The sequence below is a fragment of the Gordonia sp. OPL2 genome (assembly GCF_003797825.1).
GTDB lineage: Bacteria > Actinomycetota > Actinomycetes > Mycobacteriales > Mycobacteriaceae > Gordonia.
In genome coordinates, this window is sequence record NZ_RKME01000002.1 from 80,199 (window position 1) to 100,357 (window position 20,159).

At 67.7% G+C, this 20,159-nt stretch carries 19 protein-coding genes; 5 read left to right on the plus strand and 14 right to left on the minus strand.

What is annotated here, in order from left to right; translation table 11 throughout:
• Nucleotides 1-2 precede the first annotated feature (2 nt).
• The 13 genes from EEB19_RS03425 to hrcA form a co-directional block, all read right to left on the minus strand.
• Nucleotides 3-428 carry a hypothetical protein gene (locus EEB19_RS03425; protein WP_187583225.1) on the minus strand — a complete coding sequence of 142 codons (426 nt, stop codon included), beginning with the start codon at nucleotides 426-428 and terminating at the stop codon, nucleotides 3-5.
• On the minus strand, nucleotides 425-1,246 hold the full coding sequence (locus tag EEB19_RS03430) for an isoprenyl transferase (RefSeq protein ID WP_187583228.1): 822 nt from the start codon (nucleotides 1,244-1,246) through the stop codon (nucleotides 425-427). Before EEB19_RS03430 ends, EEB19_RS03425 begins: the two co-directional genes overlap by 4 nt.
• Nucleotides 1,247-1,259: 13 nt before the next feature.
• On the minus strand, nucleotides 1,260-2,018 hold the full coding sequence (gene recO / locus EEB19_RS03435; RefSeq protein ID WP_187583230.1) for a DNA repair protein RecO: 759 nt from the start codon (nucleotides 2,016-2,018) through the stop codon (nucleotides 1,260-1,262).
• A 33-nt stretch (nucleotides 2,019-2,051) separates the two neighbouring features.
• Complete coding sequence (locus EEB19_RS03440; protein WP_262365430.1) at nucleotides 2,052-3,524, minus strand: YhgE/Pip domain-containing protein; 1,473 nt, start codon at nucleotides 3,522-3,524, stop codon at nucleotides 2,052-2,054.
• Between the two features lie 85 nt (nucleotides 3,525-3,609).
• Entirely contained in the window at nucleotides 3,610-4,536 is a 927-nt protein-coding gene (era, locus tag EEB19_RS03445; protein WP_187583234.1) for a GTPase Era, read from the minus strand.
• On the minus strand, nucleotides 4,533-4,892 hold the full coding sequence (locus EEB19_RS03450; RefSeq protein ID WP_187583235.1) for a cytidine deaminase: 360 nt from the start codon (nucleotides 4,890-4,892) through the stop codon (nucleotides 4,533-4,535). The genes era and EEB19_RS03450 overlap by 4 nt, the downstream gene beginning before the upstream one ends.
• On the minus strand, nucleotides 4,889-6,316 hold the full coding sequence (locus EEB19_RS03455; protein ID WP_187583237.1) for a hemolysin family protein: 1,428 nt from the start codon (nucleotides 6,314-6,316) through the stop codon (nucleotides 4,889-4,891). The genes EEB19_RS03450 and EEB19_RS03455 overlap by 4 nt, the downstream gene beginning before the upstream one ends.
• A 2-nt stretch (nucleotides 6,317-6,318) precedes the next feature.
• Nucleotides 6,319-6,885, minus strand: coding sequence for an rRNA maturation RNase YbeY (gene ybeY, locus EEB19_RS03460; RefSeq protein ID WP_187583239.1), 567 nt, complete (start codon nucleotides 6,883-6,885; stop codon nucleotides 6,319-6,321).
• On the minus strand, nucleotides 6,882-9,044 hold the full coding sequence (locus EEB19_RS03465; protein ID WP_187583240.1) for a PhoH family protein: 2,163 nt from the start codon (nucleotides 9,042-9,044) through the stop codon (nucleotides 6,882-6,884). The genes ybeY and EEB19_RS03465 overlap by 4 nt, the downstream gene beginning before the upstream one ends.
• A gap of 154 nt (nucleotides 9,045-9,198) precedes the next feature.
• The gene (locus EEB19_RS03470) at nucleotides 9,199-9,978 is read right to left on the minus strand and encodes a S9 family peptidase (protein ID WP_187583242.1); all 780 of its coding nucleotides are present in this window, start codon (nucleotides 9,976-9,978) and stop codon (nucleotides 9,199-9,201) included.
• 13 nt (nucleotides 9,979-9,991) lie between these two features.
• Nucleotides 9,992-10,744, minus strand: a complete 753-nt coding sequence (locus EEB19_RS03475; protein WP_187583244.1) for a 16S rRNA (uracil(1498)-N(3))-methyltransferase — start codon at nucleotides 10,742-10,744, stop codon at nucleotides 9,992-9,994.
• A gap of 18 nt (nucleotides 10,745-10,762) precedes the next feature.
• Nucleotides 10,763-11,923 carry a molecular chaperone DnaJ gene (dnaJ, locus tag EEB19_RS03480; RefSeq protein WP_187583246.1) on the minus strand — a complete coding sequence of 387 codons (1,161 nt, stop codon included), beginning with the start codon at nucleotides 11,921-11,923 and terminating at the stop codon, nucleotides 10,763-10,765.
• 87 nt (nucleotides 11,924-12,010) lie between these two features.
• On the minus strand, nucleotides 12,011-13,045 hold the full coding sequence (hrcA, locus tag EEB19_RS03485; RefSeq protein ID WP_187583248.1) for a heat-inducible transcriptional repressor HrcA: 1,035 nt from the start codon (nucleotides 13,043-13,045) through the stop codon (nucleotides 12,011-12,013).
• Nucleotides 13,046-13,166: 121 nt separating this feature from the next.
• Between hrcA and EEB19_RS03490 the strand changes: the two genes are divergently transcribed.
• Nucleotides 13,167-13,634 (plus strand): type II toxin-antitoxin system VapB family antitoxin, encoded by a 468-nt coding sequence (locus EEB19_RS03490; RefSeq protein WP_187583575.1) that lies wholly within the window; start codon nucleotides 13,167-13,169, stop codon nucleotides 13,632-13,634.
• Nucleotides 13,635-13,663: 29 nt separating this feature from the next.
• Here EEB19_RS03490 and hemW read toward each other — a convergent pair whose 3' ends face one another.
• Nucleotides 13,664-14,875, minus strand: a complete 1,212-nt coding sequence (gene hemW / locus EEB19_RS03495; protein ID WP_262365410.1) for a radical SAM family heme chaperone HemW — start codon at nucleotides 14,873-14,875, stop codon at nucleotides 13,664-13,666.
• Between the two features lie 480 nt (nucleotides 14,876-15,355).
• On the opposite strand from hemW, the gene EEB19_RS03500 reads away from it, so the two are divergent.
• The 4 genes from EEB19_RS03500 to EEB19_RS03515 are packed head-to-tail and all read left to right on the plus strand — an operon-like array spanning nucleotide 15,356 to nucleotide 20,155.
• The gene (locus tag EEB19_RS03500) at nucleotides 15,356-17,140 is read left to right on the plus strand and encodes a nitrite/sulfite reductase (protein WP_187583250.1); all 1,785 of its coding nucleotides are present in this window, start codon (nucleotides 15,356-15,358) and stop codon (nucleotides 17,138-17,140) included.
• Nucleotides 17,137-17,886, plus strand: coding sequence for a phosphoadenylyl-sulfate reductase (locus EEB19_RS03505; protein ID WP_187583252.1), 750 nt, complete (start codon nucleotides 17,137-17,139; stop codon nucleotides 17,884-17,886). Before EEB19_RS03500 ends, EEB19_RS03505 begins: the two co-directional genes overlap by 4 nt.
• Nucleotides 17,883-18,836: a sulfate adenylyltransferase subunit CysD gene (cysD, locus tag EEB19_RS03510; protein WP_187583254.1), complete on the plus strand. Its 954-nt coding sequence runs from the start codon at nucleotides 17,883-17,885 to the stop codon at nucleotides 18,834-18,836. Before EEB19_RS03505 ends, cysD begins: the two co-directional genes overlap by 4 nt.
• A complete protein-coding gene (locus tag EEB19_RS03515) occupies nucleotides 18,836-20,155 on the plus strand; it encodes a sulfate adenylyltransferase subunit 1 (RefSeq protein WP_187583256.1) in 1,320 nt (439 codons plus the stop codon). Before cysD ends, EEB19_RS03515 begins: the two co-directional genes overlap by 1 nt.
• Nucleotides 20,156-20,159 lie beyond the last annotated feature (4 nt).

Below are 20,159 nucleotides of genomic sequence, written 5' to 3' on the forward strand. Positions count from 1 at the left end.
CGTCACGAAGGGCCCTGCCCCCCGGACAGGCGCACCGCGGCGTCCGCACCGGCCGACAACACCATGTGCAGCACCGTCAACAATGGGATGTCGTCGAGCGATCCCGCCGGAAAAGTGTAGTACTGCAACACATCTGTGGTCACGCCGTCGGGATCGGAGCGCCGAAGCGCGCCCAGACTCAACTGCGCGTCATAGCTCTCCACATCGTCGCGGAGGTCGTCGGTGTTGGGTAGGTTCACCGCGACCAGTTGGGTCACCGTGAGCACCTCGAGTCCTGGCGCGAGACTCAACGCACGGATCGACGCCCTCGTCGAACCAACCTGCGCGACAACCGAATCCCGGTCGACGTCACCGACCTCGCCGAACTCGCCGACGAGGGCGACCACGCGGGCCAGCAGTTCCGCCGACGCAGCCACCGAATCCGTCATCGCGGCATGACCCCACCGAAACGGCGGTCACGGGAGGCATATTCGACGCATGCCGCCCAGAGGTCGCGACGATCGAAGTCGGGGAACAGCTTCTCCTGGTAGACCATCTCGGCGTACGCCGACTGCCACAGCAGGAAGTTGGAGATCCGCTGCTCCCCCGACGGCCGGAGGAACAAGTCGACGTCGGGCATGTCCGGCTCGTCGAGGTAGCGGGCGAACGACGCCTCGGTGATCCGCTCCGGATCGAGTTGTCCGGCCGCCGCACGGCGGGCGATCTCTTTGGCGGCATCGGCGATCTCGGCCCGGCCGCCGTAGTTGACGCACATCGTCAGGGTCATCACGGTGTTGTCGCGGGTCATCTCCTCGGCGACCTCGAGTTCGCGGATCACGCTGCGCCACAGTCGCGGTCGGCGACCGGCCCACCGGACGCGAACACCCATCTCGTTCATCTCGTCACGCCGACGACGGATGACATCGCGATTGAAGCCCATCAGGAAGCGCACCTCGTCGGGACTCCGCGACCAGTTCTCGGTCGAGAACGCGTAGGCGGACAGCCAGGTCACCCCGAGTTCGATACAGCCGCAGACGGTGTCCATCAGGACGGCCTCGCCCCGCTTGTGGCCCTCGGTCCGCGGGAGCCCACGGTCTTGGGCCCATCGTCCGTTGCCGTCCATCACCAGGGCGACATGCCGTGGTATCAGCTCGGGCTGGAGATTCGGCGGCTGGGCTCCGCTGGGGTGTGGATCGGGCGGTCGGACGGCGACGGGTTCCGGTCGGGCCTGTCGACTCCCCGATCGTGAACCGGGTCGTAACGCCATCAACCGTCTCCTCTCACGCGGTGTCCACCAGCCTATGAGGTGCCTCGCGCTCGATGAGCGGCAGGGTTCGCAACTGACGCTCGAGGTGCCATTGCAGATGGGCCGCGGTGAGTCCGCTTGCCTGGCGCTGCATCGAGGTGCTGACCCCGTCCGTGTGTTCCCATTGTCCGCGGAACAACGCGTCCATCAGGTCGAGCACTCCCGGCGACGGCGTCGCCGAACCCGGCGGCCGACAGTGGATGCACACCGCGCCACCGGCGGCGACGTGAAAGGCGCGATGAGGACCCGGCTGGGCGCATCGGGCGCAAACGTCCAGGGTCGGCATCCACCCCGCACAGTGCATCGCCCGGAGGAGGTAGGCGTCGAGGATCAGTTCGTTCGGCCGTCGGCTCTCCGCGAGCGCCGCGAGCGCGCCGACGGTGAGCCGATGCAGTTGGGCAGCGGGTGCGCGTTCCTCGCCGGCAAGTCGCTCAGCGGTCTCCAGGACCGCGCATGCGGTGGTGTAGCGGCCGTAGTCGGCGACGATCGTGTCGGCGAAGACGTGCAATGTATGGACCTGGGTCACGACGTCGAGATTGCGTCCCGGATAGAGATGGACGTCGACGTGAGCGAACGGTTCGAGACGGGCGCCGAACTTGGAACGCGTCCGGCGTACTCCCTTGGCGACCGCGCGCACGAGTCCGTGGTCCTGCGTGAGCAACGTGATGATGCGATCGGCCTCGCCCAGCTTGTGCTGGCGAAGCACGACGGCCTCATCCCGGTAGAACCTCACCGGGCCATTCTTCCACCGACCACCGACGGTGGCCTACCCCGACACGTGCCGACCCTCGCCCTCGTCGCCGGGACGCCCGGCGCCGACGCCGGCCACGTGCGCGGGCGACGGCGTGGTGATCGTCGGCATGCCGGTGCTGTCCGCGATCCGCGCGAGCCGTGGTGGCAGTGTCATCCCGCCCGGGAAGCGATGCCAGCCCTTGCGGTCGTAGAGCTTGGTGCCACCCCACCCGAGCAACGCCCCGACGAGCAGACCGACCGCGCACTGGATGACCGATCTGGCGAGGCCGGCGTCGAAATCGGCGTCGAAATACAGGATCGCCCGGCACCCGAGGTACACGACGTGCATGGGTTCGACCGCCGCGATCCACGCGAACAGGCGCGGACTCGCCTCGAGGGGCACCGTCCCGCCCGACGACGGCAGACCGAGGATCACGAAGAAGGTCAGATTGACCAGCAGGCCGGGATTGCCGAAGACCGCCATCATCGAGCTCGCCGAGATCCCGACGGCCGAGATCGCGAGCACCGAGAACATCCACAGCGAGAAGGCATTCGGCAGGGACGTGCCGACCGCGGTACACACTCCGATGAACAGCGCCGACTGCACCACCGCGACAAGCACCATGACCGTCCACTTCGCGGCGAGCGTCCCCCATCGGGAGATCGCAAGACGTTGGCGCAGTTGGTAGAACGGACCGTACTCGATGGGTGTCTGGCCTAGCATGCCGTCGACGACGATGCTCACCATCATCGCCCCGGTGAAGCCTGCGAGGAGGAGCAGCAGCGTGTAGTAGAACGCCGACAACCCGTTCCCGGACCCGTCGGGCAACGGGGTGGGCTCGACGACCTTCACGTCGACCGGATTCGACAGCGCGAGTTGCGCAGCGCCACTGAACGGGACGCCGGCGCGGACGAGCGACTGCCGGACGGTCGCCGTCAGACGTTCTCCCACCTGCGCGTTGACCTGTGTCGACAGCTCGTCGGCGAAGGTCGTGGTGACCGCGGACGCGAAGGTCCCGGAACCGCGGTTGATGAACACGTCGATCGCCATCGGATCCGGTTTGGCCTGGAGAACGGCCGCCCGGCCCAGGCTCACCGCACGGTTGGTGAAGTTGGGACCGATCACGACGACCCCGTAGGCCTTGCCCGAGTTCAGCTCGTTGAGGGCGGTGACGCGGTCGGTGCGATGCAGGGCTATACCGCTCTTCGCCGCGGTCGGCACCATCGCGTCGGCGACCTGGTCACCGAAGTTCTGCTTCGTGGTGCCACCGTCCGGGTTGTCGACCTCACCGCCGCGATCCTCGTTCACCAGAGCGATCGGGAAGTCGTGCAGATTCTTCTGCGGATCGGCGACGGCACCCATGTACAGCGCGGCCATCAGCGACATGATGACGACGACCAGGATCAGCGGCGCCAGCCAGAACCGCGGTGAGCGCAACACCCCGGCGATGGTCGTGCCCGCCTCGGCATCGTGAGCAGTCGACGTGGAGTGCAGACCCTGGCCCATCTGCTCGGTTCCGGCCTCGCCGTCGTCGGAGTTCTCGTGTCTGCCCATGCCGCTCTCCCCTCGATCGCCGACCGACTACGTGTACCTAGAAGCCCATGCGTCCCAACTGTTTCGGATCGCGCTGCCAGTCCTTGGCGACCTTGACGTGGAGATCCAGATACACCTTGGTGCCGAGTAGCTTCTCGATCTGGGCGCGGGCCACGGTCCCGACCTCCTTGAGTCGAGCACCCCGGTGGCCGATGATGATCCCCTTCTGGCTGTCCCGCTCGACGTAGAGGATCGCGTGCACGTCGACCATCGTGGGACCGGCGGCCTCATCCGGAGCGTTGTCTCGGTCGCCGCGCGGGATGATCTCCTCGATCACCACGGCCAATGAGTGCGGCAGCTCATCGCGGACGCCTTCGAGGGCGGCCTCGCGGATGAACTCCGCCATCAGCACCTCCTCGGGCTCGTCGGTGAGCTCACCGTCGGGGTAGAACGCCGGGCCGGGTTCCATCAGACTGACCAGCACGTCGGTCAGGACGTCGAGTTGCTTACCCGACTTCGCGGACACGGGAACGACTTCCGAGGTCGGTCCGAGCAACTCGGCGAGCGCCACGAGCTGCGCGGCCACCTTGTCGCGGGTCACCCGATCGATCTTGGTGACGACGCCGAGAATCGTGGTGCGCGGGGCCATCTGACGCACCTGCGAGACGATCCACCGGTCGCCCGGGCCGATGGCCTCGTCGGCAGGCACGCAGACACAGATGACGTCGACCTCGGAGTACGTGTCGCGGACCAGATCGTTGAGGCGTTGCCCGAGGAGGGTACGCGGGCGATGGAGTCCGGGCGTGTCGACCAGGATCAGCTGCGCGTCATCACGATTCACGATCCCGCGAATCGTGTGCCGGGTGGTCTGCGGCCGGTTGGAGGTGATGGCGATCTTCTCGCCGACCAACGCGTTGGTCAACGTCGACTTGCCGGTGTTCGGTCGGCCGACGAAACAGACGAAGCCGGACCGGAACTCGGTCATCCTCGACCGTCCGTTCGGCCGGTGGGCCGGCCCGACAGATCGGTCACCACGGCGTAGGCCGACGGGGTGATCTCGGCCAGGGTGACCATCCCGGGATCGTCGGCGTCACCGTTCACCAACACGGCGGCCTCGAAGGCCCGGGCTCCGCTCGACAATGCCGTCGCGACCGCGACCTGCAGACCGGAGAGCGTGAGCGTCGACGTCGACACCGGCGCGCCGGCGTACGTGCGGCCGTCGCCGTCCCGGACCGCCGCCGCCGAGGACGTCTCGGCGCGGGCGAGAGCGCCTCTGGCCAGCACGACGAGCTTCTGGTCCTCGTCGGACAGATCGGGCTGCCCGCTCGGGGATGGGGTCACTGTCGGTCCTCGCTGTTGTCATTGTCGTCGGCGCGGGAACGGTCGGAGGACCGGCCGCGGCTGGACATGGAGTATTCCGTACCGTTCGGCGGATCGGAACGATCATCGTCGGCCACGTCGGTGTCCGTGTCCTCACGGTCGTCGTCGGAGGTGGCGTCCGTCTCGGGTTCGTCGGTCCGGCTGACCAGCACCGTGATGATGCGCTGGCGACCGCGGCGGTTCGGTCCGCCCTCGGCGATCAGCAGCAGACCGTCGGACTCGACGCGCGCGCCGGGCAAGGGCACGCGGCCGAGTTCGAGGCCGATGAGCCCGCCCACCGTCTCGACCTCGTCGTCGTCGATGTCCAGGCCGAACAGTTCGCCGAGGTCCTCGACCGGCAGTCGCGCCGACACCCGGTAGGAGCCGTCGCCCAGATCCTCGATCGGGGCCACCTCGTCGGTGTCGTACTCATCGGTGATCTCGCCGACGATCTCCTCCAGGACGTCCTCGATGGTGACGAGGCCGGCGATGCCGCCGTACTCGTCGACCAGCAGCGCCATGTGGTTGCGGGTGCGCTGCATATCCGCGAGCACCTTGTCCAGGGGCTTGGAGTCGGGGATGAACTGGGCTTCTCGCATCACGTCGTCGACGCGCCCGGAGAGCTGCTGTGCACTGCCGGCGACGAGGTCCTTGAGGTAGACGACGCCGACGATGTCGTCCGGGTTCTCACCGATCACCGGGATTCGCGAATGCCCCGACCGCACGGCCAGATTCATCGCCTGTGCGGCGGTCTTGTCGCGCTCGATCCAGATCATCTCGGGCCGCGGCACCATCACCTCGCGCGCGTTCGTGTCGCCGAGGTCGAACACCGACTGGATCATCCGCCGCTCGTCGGCGGCGACCACTCCGCTGGCCTCGGCGAGATCGACGACTTCGCGCAGTTCGACCTCGGTGGCGAACGGACCGTTGCGGTATCCCTTGCCCGGGGTAACGGCGTTACCGACGAGGATGAGCAACCGGGTGACCGGTTTGAGCAGCAGGCCGATGGCCTGCACGACGATCGCCGACGACAACGCGATCGTGTAGGCGTGCTGCCGTCCGAGGGTGCGCGGACCGACGCCGACGGCCACATACGACACGACCGCCATCCCGACGATCGTCGCGAACAGCCCCCACCCGACCCCGATCGAATCGGTCAGGACCAGCGCGATGAGTGCCACCGAGGCCGTCTCGCAGGTCACCCTCAACAACACGGCCAGACCCACGTAGGTGCCGCGTCCCTGCAGCACGGAGGCCAATCGGATCGCGCCCGCACGCTGCTCTTTCACCATGTCCTCGACCCGTGCGATGGACACGGTCGACAAGGCGGCGTCGATGGCGGCGAAGATCCCGCCCAGCGGCACCAGGAGCAGCGCGGCCACGACGAACCAGACGTCGTCGGGCACCCTCACTCCTCCTCGCGCGCGGCGTTCTCGGGCAGAGCGGTCTCGGCGAAGCCGATGTTGGTCAGCAGCTTGGTGTCGCGGTCGGACTGCCGACGGTTCTGTGCCAGCCGATGACGTTCGGCGTAGAACTCTTCGAGGATCCGGTTCTGCAGCCCGAACATCTCCTTCTCCTCCTCCGGCTCGGCGTGGTCGTAGCCGAGGAGGTGCAGGACGCCGTGGATGGTCAGCATCGACAACTCGTGCTCGAACGAGCGCCGCGCCGACTTCGCCTGCTGTGCCGCGAATTCCGGGCAGAGCACGATGTCACCGAGGATGGCCGGGCCGGGCTCGGCCGCATCCGGACGACCTCCCGGGACCAGCTCGTCCATCGGGAAGCTCATCACGTCGGTCGGTCCGGGCAGGTCCATCCACTGCATGTGCATGTCGGCCATCGCGTCCTCGTCGACGAGGAGCACCGACAGCTCGGCTGCCGGGTTCACGTCCATCGCGACGATCGCGAACCGCGCGGCGGCGATGATGAGGTCGTCGGGAACCTCGACGCCGGATTCGTTCGCCAGTTCGATGCTCATGAGCGACGCCCGTGGTTCGCCGCGCGCCGGGACGCGCGGTTGCCCGATAGCCGGTCGGCGTCACGCAGCCGTCCGCGGTCGTTCTCCTCGGCACGGCCGTACGCGTCGACGATGTCGGCGACGAGGCGATGTCGGACGACGTCGGCACTGGTGAGGTGTGAGAAGTGGATGTCGTCGATCCCGTCGAGGATGCGCGTCGCGGCGGTCAACCCGCTCTGCGCACCACCCGGCAGATCCACCTGCGTGGTGTCGCCGGTGACGACCACCTTGGACCCGAAACCGAGCCGGGTGAGGAACATCTTCATCTGCTCGCCGGTGGTGTTCTGCGCCTCGTCGAGAATGATGAAGGCATCGTTGAGCGTGTTGTGGGTCAGCAGGAAATCCTCGGTCACGTACAGCGAGTCATCGGCGGCCACCCGGATGCACACTGCCTCCTCTGTGCCGGCTTCCTCGATGCTCTCGATGTAGCGCTTGGGTTCCTTGCACGCACCCGTGGCGTACTTCGCTGCCTTGCGGGCGAGCCGGAACGGGGCGAGTCCCGCGGGCAGCCGGATGTCGAGCACGTGCGAATCATGCCGATAGGGCACGTCTCTTCCCCCCGCGTGGCCAGGCGCCCGGCCGGCCGCGGCACGGGTGCGCGTGTAGACCACCCCGCCGAGGGAGCGGACCAGGAAGGCCACATCGTCGCGCAACCGATCGGAGGTCGTCGTGTACTGGACACGGCAGGTGCGGCCCGCCTGACCGACCGGTCCGCCATCGGTGTCGAGAAGACCCTGGAGAACCGCCAGCCGGACATCGGCAGAGTTCTGGAGGTACCGCGGGGGCACGAACTTCGTCGCGGACGTGCTACCCCACAGGCCAAGGGCACGCATCGCACCCGTGACGGGGTTCTCGATGGTGATGACCTCACCCGGAGTGGTGATCCGGTTCAACACATAGTCCACATCCGACTTCCGCCGGGCCCGGATGCCCGGGATCGCCTCGACCAGAGCCTCGACGAGGTCCGGGTCAGCGGTCGTGAACGACGGTGTGGCCATGCCCGCCATGCAACCGTCGCCCAGCATCAGGCCGAGGGCGTACGGATCGAACGGCACGGGCCGGGCGTCGAACGACACCGGCGCGGCGAGAACGGGCAGCTCGTAGCGGTGGTAGTGCGCTGCTCGAAGGTTTCCGATCATCTCCTTCGCGGCGAGGACGCGCGGGCCCTTGCCACGCCGACGATCGCCGCGTGTGTAGACCGACCAGAGGTGATCGGTCGAGCACAAGGTCGTCGCACCGTCCTGAGTGGTCACACGCACTATGTCCTTGAATCCCTGCGGGTACACGCCCAGCACCTCGGTCGGGGACCCATTCGAGCCGATCACCTCGTCGCCCACCACGAGGTCACCGATCGGACGGAAGCCCGTCGGGGTAAGCACGCGCGTCGACAGGGGCTGCGCCCGGCCACGCATATATGCCAGGGGCGCCACCTCGATGACTCCCGCCGCCATCAGCTTCGGGATCGCCTCGGGATCCATCATGTCGTGCAGCGCGTCGTACAGCGGCCGCAGATACGGATCGATCTTCTCGCTCAGCGTGCCGGGCAGGAAGCCGAGCCGCTCGCCGGCCTCGACCGCCGGACGCGTGAGGATGATGCGGTTGACCGACTTGGACTGCAGGGCCTGGACGGCCTTCGCCATCCCGAGGTAGGTCTTGCCGGTGCCGGCAGGTCCGAGTCCGAAGACGATGGTGTTGTTGTCGATGGCGTCGACGTAGCGCTTCTGGTTGAGCGTCTTCGGCCGGATCGTCTTCCCGCGCCTTGAGATGATGTCGAGTGACAGGACGTCTGCGGGCGACTCCGCCGAGCCTTCGGACAGCATCGAGACGCTGTGTCGGACGAGATCGGGGGTCAGCGGCGTACCACGACCCACCAGATCGACGAGTTCGGCGATGACCCGCTCGGACGCGGCGACGTCGGCTGGCACACCGGTGAGGGTGACCTGGTTGCCGCGGACGTGGATGTCGGCGGGGAGCAGCTGTTCGAGAGTGCGCAGATTGACGTCGCTGGTGCCGAGCAGACCGAAGACCACCTCGGGAGAGACTTCCACGTTGGAGGTGACAGATCGGCCCGCAAGAGTTCGGCTCGTCGGCGTGCTCACGTCGGGATTGTCGTCACTCACGTATGAAATCACTCCTCAGGGGTCTTCTCGGCGCGTCCGTATCGCCGGGATGCAGCCAGTCTAACGCGATTGAACCGCGCATCTCCCAGGCAATATTCCCGGGTACGGCAGGGCCGCGGGCCCTGCTGTCGACGATCGGAGGCACCCAGCGGTGTCACAGACCGAGCAGCCGCACGGTCTGTCGCGTCGACGCGCTACGCGGATCGACGAAGGCGTCATGCCCCTCACCCGAAACGACGATCAGTTCCGCGGACTGACCTCGTGCGGTCACCGCGTCGACATAGCGCCGGCTCGACTCGACCGGGATGGCGGTGTCGTCCTCGGCGTGCAGCGCCACGACGTGCGCGTCGAACGGCTCCTGACACAACGGCGATGCGTCGCGGTAGCGATGCGGGATCTCGTCGGCCGGCCGGCCCATCAGCCCGCGGATCGACGGACGGTCGGCGCCGGCCTCGAGGTCCAGGGCCGCCGACTGTGCGATCACGGTCGTGATCGCACACGTGTCCGTCCGTGCACGCAGCTGCGACACCGACCACACCGCGAGCTGGCCGCCGGCCGAATGCCCGACGACGGCGACCGAGCCCCAGTCCACCCGCTCGTTGATCTCGGCGGGCAGCGCCGCCGGGACCGGGCCGTCGAGGGCGCGGATGGCCGCGACGACGTCCCGACCGGTCGTCGGCCAGCCGCCACCCGGTTCACCCACGCGCCGGTATTCGACGTTCCACACCACCGCTCCCCGTTCGGCGAACAGCCGGGCGATCGCGGTCTCGATGGTGAGGCCGAACTCGGTGGTCCAGTAACCGCCGTGGACGAGCACCACCGGACGCACGACATCGTCCGCACCGACGCCGTCGAGCGGGTAGTAGACGTGACCGAATTGCGATGGCGCAGAACCATATTCGATCTTGGTGCGGTGTGCCGCACACTTCCTCATCACAACTCCCGAGTCATGTCGTGGACCAGCGTTCGGTCAGCACACCGAGTGCGCCCAGCGCGACGGCGGCGGCCGTCGACGTGCGGAGCACCTGTGGTCCGAGGATCACCGATGTGGCGCCCAGAGCCGTGAGGTCGGCGATCTCGGTGTCGTCGAGGCCGCCTTCGGGGCCGATGATCAGAACGATCTCGGCGACGTCGGCAACCGGGAGATCGCGCAGACCCACCGCGCCGTGTTCATGGAGGACGGCGACGACTCCGCCGCGCGCGATCACGTCCGAACTCAACGCGCGGACGTCGGTCGTCGAGGCGAGGGGCCCGATGTCGGGAATCCAGGGGCGTCGACTCTGTTTGGCCGCAGACGACGCCGCGGCCTCCCACTTGGCGCGCCCCTTGTCGACCTTCCCGGTCCATCGGGCGACACAGCGCGCGGCGTGCCATGGCACGATCCGATCCGCACCTGCCTCGGTCGCGAGGTCGACCGCCAACTCCGACCGCTCCCCCTTCGGCAGTGCCTGCACGACCGTCACCGTCGGCCGCGGCCGATCGACGAAGGAATAGGCGTGCGCGCGGGCGACGAGGGAGTCCTTCGCGGTGATCGCGACGACCTCGCAGCGCGCGGTCGAACCGCGGCCGTCCCCGACGACCACGTCTTCACCGGCAGCGATCCGTGTCACGGTGACGGCGTGACGCCCCTCGGCACCGGACAGGGTGATCTCGGCACCGACGCGGGGGACCTCATCGACCCAGAACAGGGGTGGACTCACGTCGGCGCCCCGCGCTCGTCAGCGTCCGGCGAACGCGTTGCGCAGTCGCGAGAACAGGCCACTCGAAGCGCTGCTCCCCGACGACGTGACGACCTCGACATGATCGTCGGAGGCCGCGCGGAACCGGTTGAGCGCCTCGGTCTGCGCGGAGTCGAGACGGGTCGGGACCACGACGTCGAGGTGGGCGTGCAGCGTCCCGCGGACGCCGGTGTTCAGGTGCGGCATACCCTGTCCCCGCACCTTGACGACCTGTCCGGGCTGGGTGCCCGCGGCGATCGAGACACGCGCGGACCCACCGAGGATGGTGTCGACATCGATCTCACCACCGAGAGCGGCGTCGACGATCGGTACGCGGATGGTGCAGTGCAGGTCGTCCTTGTCGCGCACGAAGACCTCGTGGGCACGCTCACCGACCTCGACGTACAGATCGCCGGCAGGACCGCCGCCCGGACCGACCTCACCCTGGCCGGAGAGCCGGACACGCATGCCGTTCTCGATGCCCGCGGGGATCTTCACGGTCATCGTGCGACGCGACCGCACCCGGCCGTCGCCACCGCACTTGCGGCACGGATCCGGGATGACCTCGCCGACGCCGTGGCAGGTGGGGCATTCACGGACGGTCATGACCTGCCCGAGGAACGAACGCTGCACGGCCTGGATCTCGCCGGCGCCCTTACACGTGTCGCAGGTCGTCGGCTTCGAGTTGTTGTGGGTACCCGCGCCCTTGCACAGGTCACACAGGATCGCCGTGTCGACCGTGATCTCCTTGTTGACCCCGGATGCGCACTCCTCGAGGTCGAGTTCGACGGCCACGAGCGCCGGCTCACCAGGCTGCACGCGACCGCGCGGTCCGCGGCCCGAACCGAATCCGCCGCCCCCGAACCCACCGCCGGAGCCGAAGAACGCCTCGAACACGTCACCGAGACCACCGCTGCCGAATCCGCCACCGAACCCGCCTGCACCGGCACCGGCCAACGGGTCACCGCCGGCGTCGACGATGCGACGCTTCTCGGGATCGGTCAGCACCTCGTATGCGGCGCTGACCTCCTTGAAACGCTCTTCCTCCCCCGGGTTGACGTCGGGATGGAGCTCACGCGCCTTCTTGCGGTAGGCGCGTTTGATCTCCTGGTCGCTGGCGCCTTTGTCCACGCCCAGGATGCCGTAGTAGTCACGTGCCACAGTCGTCTCGGTCCTCTATCTCATCTGGTCTCACAGGGCCGGCGGTCGGATCGGCCGTCACCCGGGCCGCGCATGCGGCCGCACAGGTCACCGATCGGACAACACCTCGCCGACATACTTCGCAACGGCTGCGACAGACGCGATTGTTCCCGGGTAGTCCATGCGTGTGGGACCGACCACGCCGACGCCGCCGAACACAGTGCCCGATGCACCGTACCCTGTCGACACGACCGAGGTCCCACGCAGGTTCTCGGTCTGCGTCTCCTCTCCGATCTGCACGGTCACCGCACCCATGCTCTGACTCGTGGCGAGCAGTTTGAGCACCACGACCTGCTCCTCGAGCGCATCGAGAACGGTGTCCATGCCACCCGCGGCCGGCGCGAAGTCGGCGGCCGACCGCGCCAGATTCGACGTCCCGCCGAGGACCAGGCGATCGTCGCCGCGTTCGACGAGCGTCTCCACCAGTACCGTCGCCACGGTGATCGCGGCGTCCCGGATGTCGTCGGGCGCCTCGTTGGCCAGTTCGGCCACGGCTGCCGACGCCGCCTCGAGACGCTTGCCGTGCAGTGCCGCCGAGAACATGTCACGCAGCCGGATGTAGTCGTCGTCGGCGAGATCGTCGGCGAGCCCGACCATGCGCTGCTCGACCCGCCCGGTGTCGGTGATCACGACGAGGAGCAGACGCGATGGTGTCAGCGATACCACCTCGAGGTGTCGGACCGTCGCCGTCGACAACACCGGGTACTGGATGACCGCGACCTGCCGGGTGAGCTGTGCGAGGAGCTTGACCGAGCGGCGCAACACGTCGTCGAGGTCGACGCCGGAGTCGAGGACGGACAGGATCGCGCGGCGTTCGGCCGCCGACAGCGGCTTGATCTCGCTGATCCGGTCGACGAACATCCGGTAGCCCTTGTCGGTCGGGATGCGGCCGGAACTGGTGTGCGGCTGGGCGATGTAGCCCTCGGCCTCGAGGACGGCCATGTCGTTGCGGACCGTCGCGCTGGAGACTCCGAGCTGATGACGTTCGACCAGCGCCTTGGAACCGATGGGTTCCTGCGTGTCGACGAAGTCCGTGACGATGGCACGCAGGATCTCGAACCGTCGATCGTCTGTAGTCGACATGCGACGCACCTCCCGGTTCGACAACTCTGCCATACAGTAGGTGACGTCCATCTTACGAACCGTTGCGCGCAACCCGCTGGATCCGTTCCGGGTGGCCGCGCCGGACTCAGGGAAGTGCTCGATGATCTTCAAGGGGGTGCGGGAGGGTAAGCCCTATCCCGACCACGGGTTGTCCGCGCGGGCCTGGGCCAAGATCCCGCCACGGCAGTTCCGCCTCGACGAACTCACCACCGTTACGACCGTGCTGGCGCTCGACAAATTGCTCAGCGAGGATTCCACGTTCTACGGCGACCTGTTCTCCCACGTCGTCCGGTGGCAGGGCAATCTCTACCTCGAGGACGGACTCCACCGCGCCGTCCGGTCGGCGCTGCGTAACCGCCACATCATCCACGCGCGGATGCTCGATCTCGACGCACTCGAACTCGATCCCGCCGCCGAGTCGGTCGAGGATCGCCTCGACACGGCCGAACTCCCGTCGCCGGGACGGGCGCCGACACCACCGACGACACCACCGGGCGCCCACCGTCGCAGCGCTCGCAGCACGGGCTGGACGCTCCCGCCCAGCAGTTCGGCAGCACCCGAGTGGTGACCGGTCACCCCGCGTGAGTCACACCGTCGTCAGCCCGCGACCAGGATCTCCCGGACGACACGGTCGGCGAGAAGCCGACCGGCGTCGGTGAGGACGAGTCGCGCACCGACGCTGCCGACGTGTTCGATCAATCCGTCGGCGACGAACTCGGCCGCGCGCCGGTACTCCTCGGCGGTGAGTTCGTCGACGGCGAGGCCACCCCGGCACCGGGCGGTGAGCATCACCGACTCGACATGGCGGTCCTCGTCGGACAGCACCTCGTGCCCGCCGATCGGCAGATGTCCCTCGGCGAGACCGGCGGCGTAGCGCGCCGGATGCTTGACGTTCCACCACCGCACACCGCCGACGTGGGAGTGCGCACCGGGTCCGATGCCCCACCAGTCGCTGCTGTGCCAATAGGCCAGGTTGTGCCGGCATTCCGCCGCGGCCGACCTCGACCAGTTCGAGACCTCGTACCAATCGAATCCGTCGGCGCGCAGGCGGTCGTCGAGGATCCGATAGCGGTCGGCGAGCACATCGTCGTCCGGGGCGGGCAGTTCTCCACGACGAATCCGGCGCGCGAGGGCAGTTCCGTCCTCCACGATCAGCGCGTACGCCGATACATGATCGACCGACGTGGACAGCACCGCATCGAGGCTCGCGTGCAGATCCGCGTCACTCTCCCCCGGCGTGCCGTAGATCAGGTCGAGGTTCACGTGGTCGAAACCGGCCGCCGCGGCCTCCCGGGCCGCGGCCACCGCACGTCCGGGCGTGTGGGTGCGGTCCAGTGTCGCCAGCACATGTGGCGCCGCGGACTGCATTCCGAGTGATATGCGGGTGAATCCCGCCCGCAATAGTCCGTCGAAGAAGGCAGGAGAGGTCGACTCCGGGTTGGACTCGGTGGTCACCTCGGCGTCGTCGTCGAGGTCGAAATTGTCGCGCACGGACTGCACGAGCCGACCCAGTCCATCGGCGCCCAGGAGTGACGGCGTCCCCCCGCCGACGAAGATCGTCGACACCTTGCGGGTCGGATCGAGAAGTCGCGCAGCCGCTTCCAACTCGAGGCCGACGGCCTGCTGCCAGGATTCCGGCGACGACGAACTCCCCAGCTCCCCGGCCGTGTAGGTGTTGAAATCGCAATAGCCGCACCGGGTGGCGCAGAACGGGACGTGGAGATAGAGGCCCAACGGGGTCGACGGATCGACGGCGCCGCACGCGGCCGCGACGACGTCCTCGACGTCCGATTCACACTCGACTCCCACTTGTCCATCATGCGCGCGACGCCGCGCCCGCCGCGCACAACCCCACCCCAACCGATCCCGCAGACGTGGCGGGAATCGGCTCATGGCGATGTTTCCGCGACGACTGCGATCAGGCATCTCGGGGAGGGGCCGCCGTCGCGGGAATATCGTCCGCCGGACCAGCCTTGAAACCCACAAGTGACCCGTGCGGTGGGCATTTGCATCACCGTGAGGGAAAATAACCCCAAGTAGACGCGACAAGGGTGATCGTGGCACTATGAACGGCGTGACTTCCCCAGGGGTGTGGCTCGCAGCTCGACGCCACATCGATCTCAAGCGCGTCTGCAGCGCATTCTGTCGTCCGTAGACGACGTGCTCCCCTGTCGTCGACCGACGACGGTTCGGCCCTGAGAAGTCCCCGCATCTACGCGGGTACGCCGGCACGTTTCCAGCCCACCATTTCGTGACTGCTGACGTGTGCGCGTCAGCGCAGGAGACTTCATGACGTCCACCACCGATGACCTTTCCGTGACCACCTCTGACTCGACTGACGAGCCCACCGCGTCGAAGGGCCGGGCAGCCGAGGGGACGAAGCCCGCCGCACGCGGTGAGCGGCCGGCCCGCAAGGCCCGCCCCACGAAGCGTCGGGCCGAAGGTCAGTGGAAGCTCGGATACCGCGAGCCGCTGAATCCCAATGAGCAGGTCAAGAAGGACGACAACCCGCTCAACGTGCGAGCCCGGATCGAGAACATCTACTCCAAGCAGGGTTTCGATTCGATCGACAAGCAGGACCTGCGCGGACGTATGCGCTGGTGGGGCCTGTACACCCAGCGCAAAGAGGGTTACGACGGCACCTGGACCGGTGACGAGAACATCGACATCCTCGAGGACAACCACTTCATGATGCGCATCCGCTGCGACGCGGGCGCGTTGAACGTGGCGCAGTTGCGGACGCTCGGGCAGATCTCGACCGAGTTCGCCCGCGACACCGCGGATCTCTCCGATCGCGAGAACGTCCAGTACCACTGGATTCGCATCGAAGACGTCCCGACGATCTGGGAGCGGATCGAGGGCGTCGGACTGAAGACCACCGAGGCGTGCGGTGACTGCCCACGCGTCGTGCTGGGTTCGCCACTGGCCGGCGACGCCGTCGACGAGGTACTGGACCCGACGTCGGCCATCGACGAGATCGTGCGCCGCTACATCGGTGACCCGCAGTACTCGAACCTGCCACGCAAGTTCAAGACCGCGATCTCCGGTCTGCAGGACGTCTCCCACGAGACCAACGACATCGCGTTCATCGGCGTGAACCATCCCGAGCACGGCCCCGGCCTCGACCTCTGGGTGGGAGGTGGCCTGTCCACCAATCCGATGCTGGCGCAACGGGTCGGCGCCTGGATTCCGCTCGACGAGGTCCCGGATGTGTGGGAGGGCGTCGTCGCCATCTTCCGCGACTACGGTTACCGCCGACTGCGCGCCAAGGCCCGTCTGAAGTTCCTCATCAAGGACTGGGGCATCGAGAAGTTCCGTCAGGTGCTCGAGGACGAATACCTCGGCCGCAAGCTGATCGACGGCCCTGCGCCGGAACCGCTGACCAGGCCTCGCGATCACGTCGGTGTGCAGCGCCAGAAGAACGGCCTCAACGCCATCGGATTCGCCGCCATCGCCGGTCGCGTCTCGGGTTCGATCCTCACCGCGGTCGCCGATGCCGCCGAGCGCGCGGGATCCGACCGCATCCGCTTCACCCCGTACCAGAAACTGGTCGTGCTCGACATCCCCGACGACAAGGTCGAGCAGCTCATCGCCGAGGTCGGCGCGCTGGGCCTGTCGGCACGTCCGTCGAACTGGCGCCAGAACCTGATGGCGTGCAGCGGCATCGAGTTCTGCAAGCTCTCGTTCACCGAGACCCGCAAGCGTTCGCAGCGGCTGGTCCCCGAACTCGAGGAGCGTCTGGCCGACATCAACTCGGCCCTCGACGTCCCGATCACGGTCAACATCAACGGGTGCCCCAACTCCTGCGCGCGCTCGCAGGTCGCGGACATCGGCTTCAAGGGTCAGCTCGTCGAGGACGAGGACGGCAATCAGACCGACGGCTTCCAGGTCCACCTCGGAGGCAGCCTCGGCCAGGACTCCGGTTTCGGTCGCAAACTGCGTCAACACAAGGTCCTCTCGACCGAGCTCGGCGACTATATCGATCGCGTCGTGCGGAACTACGTGGACCAGCGAGACGAAGGAGAGCGGTTCGCGCAGTGGGCCGTTCGTGCTGATGAGGAGGCATTGCGATGACCACGTCAACGTCCGCCACCACCGGGCGCCGGCACTCCGAATCCGAGTTGCGGGCGATTGCGGAGAAGGGTGCGGCCGACCTCGGCGCCGATGCGTCTCCGGAGGAGCTCATCCGCTGGACCGCGGAGACCTTCGGCGACAACTTCGTCGTCGCGTCGAACATGCAGGACGCCGCGCTGGTCGACCTGTCGGTCAAGCACGTCGACCGTGACCTGCTCGCCGGTTCGCCGGTCAAGGTGCTGTTCCTCGACACCGGCTATCACTTCGCCGAGACCATCGGCACGCGCGACGCCGTCGAGCAGGTCTACGGCGTCGAGATGGTGAACCTCACCCCCGAGCACACCGTCGCCGAGCAGGATGAACTGTTGGGCCGCAACCTCTTCGCCCGCGATCCCGGCGAGTGCTGCCGGCTGCGCAAGGTGGTGCCGCTCAAGGCCGGACTGGCGCGCTACGACGCCTGGATCACCGGCATCCGGCGCGTGGAGGCACCCACTCGCGCCAATGCGCCGCTCATCTCCTTCGACGAGGGCTTCGGGCTGGTCAAGATCAACCCGATCGCCGCGTGGTCCGACGAGACCATGCAGGACTACATCGACAGCAACGGTGTGCTGGTCAACCCGCTCGTCGATGACGGCTACCCCTCGATCGGTTGTGCCCCGTGCACGGCCAAACCCGAACCCGGATCCGATCCGCGCAGCGGCCGCTGGGCCGGACGCGCCAAGACAGAATGTGGGCTCCACGCATGACCGTTGCCGATACCTCCGCTCCCGAGACCGCCGCCGAGCCGATCCTCGAGACCACCGACGACTTCACGACCCTGGATGCACTCGAGTCCGAGGCGATCCACATCTTCCGCGAGGTCGCCGGCGAGTTCGAACGACCAGTCATCCTGTTCTCGGGCGGCAAGGACTCGACGCTCCTGCTGCACGTGGCGTTGAAGGCGTTCTGGCCTGCCCCACTGCCGTTCTCGCTGCTGCACGTGGACACCGGTCACAACCTCCCGGAGGTGCTCGAGTTCCGCGATCAGGTCGTGGAGCGTCACAACCTCCGTCTGCACGTCGCCAAGGTCGAGGACTATCTGGCCGACGGACGGCTGACCGAACGCCCGGACGGGGTGCGCAATCCGCTGCAGACCATCCCACTGCTCGACGCGATCACCGAGAACCGCTTCGACGCCGTCTTCGGGGGCGGCCGCCGCGACGAGGAACGCTCCCGCGCCAAGGAACGGATCTTCTCGCTGCGCAACGCCTTCGGCCAATGGGACCCGAAGCGTCAGCGCCCCGAACTGTGGAACCTGTACAACGGTCGTCACGCTCCGGGAGAGCACGTCCGCGTCTTCCCGCTGTCGAACTGGACCGAGCTCGACGTGTGGCGCTACATCGCCCGCGAACAGGTCCTGCTGCCGCAGATCTACTACGCACACCAGCGTGATGTCTATCTGCGCGACGGCATGTGGATGACCCCCGGGCCGTGGGGCGGTCCGCGCGACGACGAAGAGCTGCAACGGCTCTCAGTCCGCTACCGCACCGTCGGAGATGGCTCGTCCACCGGCGCCGTGCTGTCCGACGCCGCCGACAACGACGCCGTCCTTGCCGAGGTGGCCGCATCGCGGCTGACCGAACGTGGCGCCACCCGCGGCGACGACCGCGTGTCCGAGGCCGCCATGGAAGACCGCAAGCGCGAAGGATACTTCTGATGACCACGACCTCCTCCGGTCCCGCCCCCGACCTGCTGCGCATCGCCACCGCGGGCAGCGTCGACGACGGCAAGTCGACCCTCGTCGGCCGGTTGCTCTACGACACCAAATCGGTGCTCGCCGACCAGATCGACGCCGTCACCAAGGCCTCGGTCGACCGCGGGCTCGAGGGGCCGGACCTCTCGCTGCTCGTCGACGGCCTGCGCGCGGAGCGTGAACAGGGCATCACCATCGACGTCGCATACCGCTACTTCGCCACGCCGGCACGGTCGTTCGTGCTCGCCGACACACCCGGCCACGTGCAGTACACCCGGAACACCGTGTCCGGAGCGTCGACCGCATCGCTGGTCATCCTGCTGGTCGACGCCCGCAACGGGGTCGTGGCGCAGACGCGCCGCCATGCCGCGGTGATGGCGCTGCTCGGGGTCCCACAGTTGGTGTTGGCGGTCAACAAGATCGACCTCGTCGAGGACCAGGCGTCGGTGTTCGCCGACATCTCTGCGGAGTTCGCGGAACTCACCCGGTCGCTGGGCTGGTCCCCGGAGCAGGTCACCGCCATCCCGGTGTCGGCGCTGCACGGCGACAATGTCGCCGTCCGCTCGGAGACGACCCCCTTCTACGACGGGCCCACGCTCATCGAGCATCTGGAGACGGTGCCGAACGTGACGGACCGCAAGCATGTCGGCCTGCGCTTCCCGGTCCAGTACGTGATCCGGCCCCGCACACCGGAATTCCCCGATTACCGAGGCTACGCCGGACAGATCGCGGCCGGGCGCGTCTCGGTGGGCGACGAGGTCGTCGTGCTGCCTGCCGGCACCCGCACCACCGTCAGCCAGATCGACACCGCCGACGGCCAGCTCGCCACCGCGCACACCGGGCGCAGCGTGACGATCCTGCTCGCCGACGACGTGGACGTCTCCCGCGGCGACTTGATCGCGACAGCCGGTGACGCCCCGGAGCCGGTGCAGCAGTTCAGTGCAACCGTCTGCTGGCTCGCCGAGAAGCCGCTGCGGCCGGGCGCGCGCCTGCTGCTCAAGCACGGCACCCGGACGACGCAGGCGATCGTCGGCGGACTCGAAGTGCTCTTCGACGAGCAGAACCTCGCACTGGTCGACTCGCCGGACACCGTCGAGCTCAACCAGATCGGGCGCATCGCGATCCAGACCGCCGAGCCGATCGCCGCCGACGACTATCAGGTCAACCGCGAGTCGGGCAGCTTCTTGCTGATCGATCCGCAGGGCGGCAACACCCTCGGTGCCGGGCTCGTCGGTGACGCGCTGGAGAACCTCCACCTGTCGGCGACACCCGAGCTCGTCTGAGTCC

Coding starts and splice junctions, on each gene's coding strand:
- EEB19_RS03425 (WP_187583225.1), bottom strand. CDS start 428: ATGACGGATTCGGTGGCTGCGTCGGCGGAACTGCTGGCCCGCGTGGTC.
- EEB19_RS03430 (WP_187583228.1), bottom strand. CDS start 1,246: ATGGCGTTACGACCCGGTTCACGATCGGGGAGTCGACAGGCCCGACCG.
- EEB19_RS03440 (WP_262365430.1), bottom strand. CDS start 3,524: ATGGGCCAGGGTCTGCACTCCACGTCGACTGCTCACGATGCCGAGGCG.
- era (WP_187583234.1), bottom strand. CDS start 4,536: ATGACCGAGTTCCGGTCCGGCTTCGTCTGTTTCGTCGGCCGACCGAAC.
- ybeY (WP_187583239.1), bottom strand. CDS start 6,885: ATGAGCATCGAACTGGCGAACGAATCCGGCGTCGAGGTTCCCGACGAC.
- EEB19_RS03470 (WP_187583242.1), bottom strand. CDS start 9,978: ATGAGGAAGTGTGCGGCACACCGCACCAAGATCGAATATGGTTCTGCG.
- hrcA (WP_187583248.1), bottom strand. CDS start 13,045: ATGTCGACTACAGACGATCGACGGTTCGAGATCCTGCGTGCCATCGTC.
- EEB19_RS03490 (WP_187583575.1), top strand. CDS start 13,167: ATGATCTTCAAGGGGGTGCGGGAGGGTAAGCCCTATCCCGACCACGGG.
- EEB19_RS03500 (WP_187583250.1), top strand. CDS start 15,356: ATGACGTCCACCACCGATGACCTTTCCGTGACCACCTCTGACTCGACT.
- EEB19_RS03505 (WP_187583252.1), top strand. CDS start 17,137: ATGACCACGTCAACGTCCGCCACCACCGGGCGCCGGCACTCCGAATCC.
- cysD (WP_187583254.1), top strand. CDS start 17,883: ATGACCGTTGCCGATACCTCCGCTCCCGAGACCGCCGCCGAGCCGATC.
- EEB19_RS03515 (WP_187583256.1), top strand. CDS start 18,836: ATGACCACGACCTCCTCCGGTCCCGCCCCCGACCTGCTGCGCATCGCC.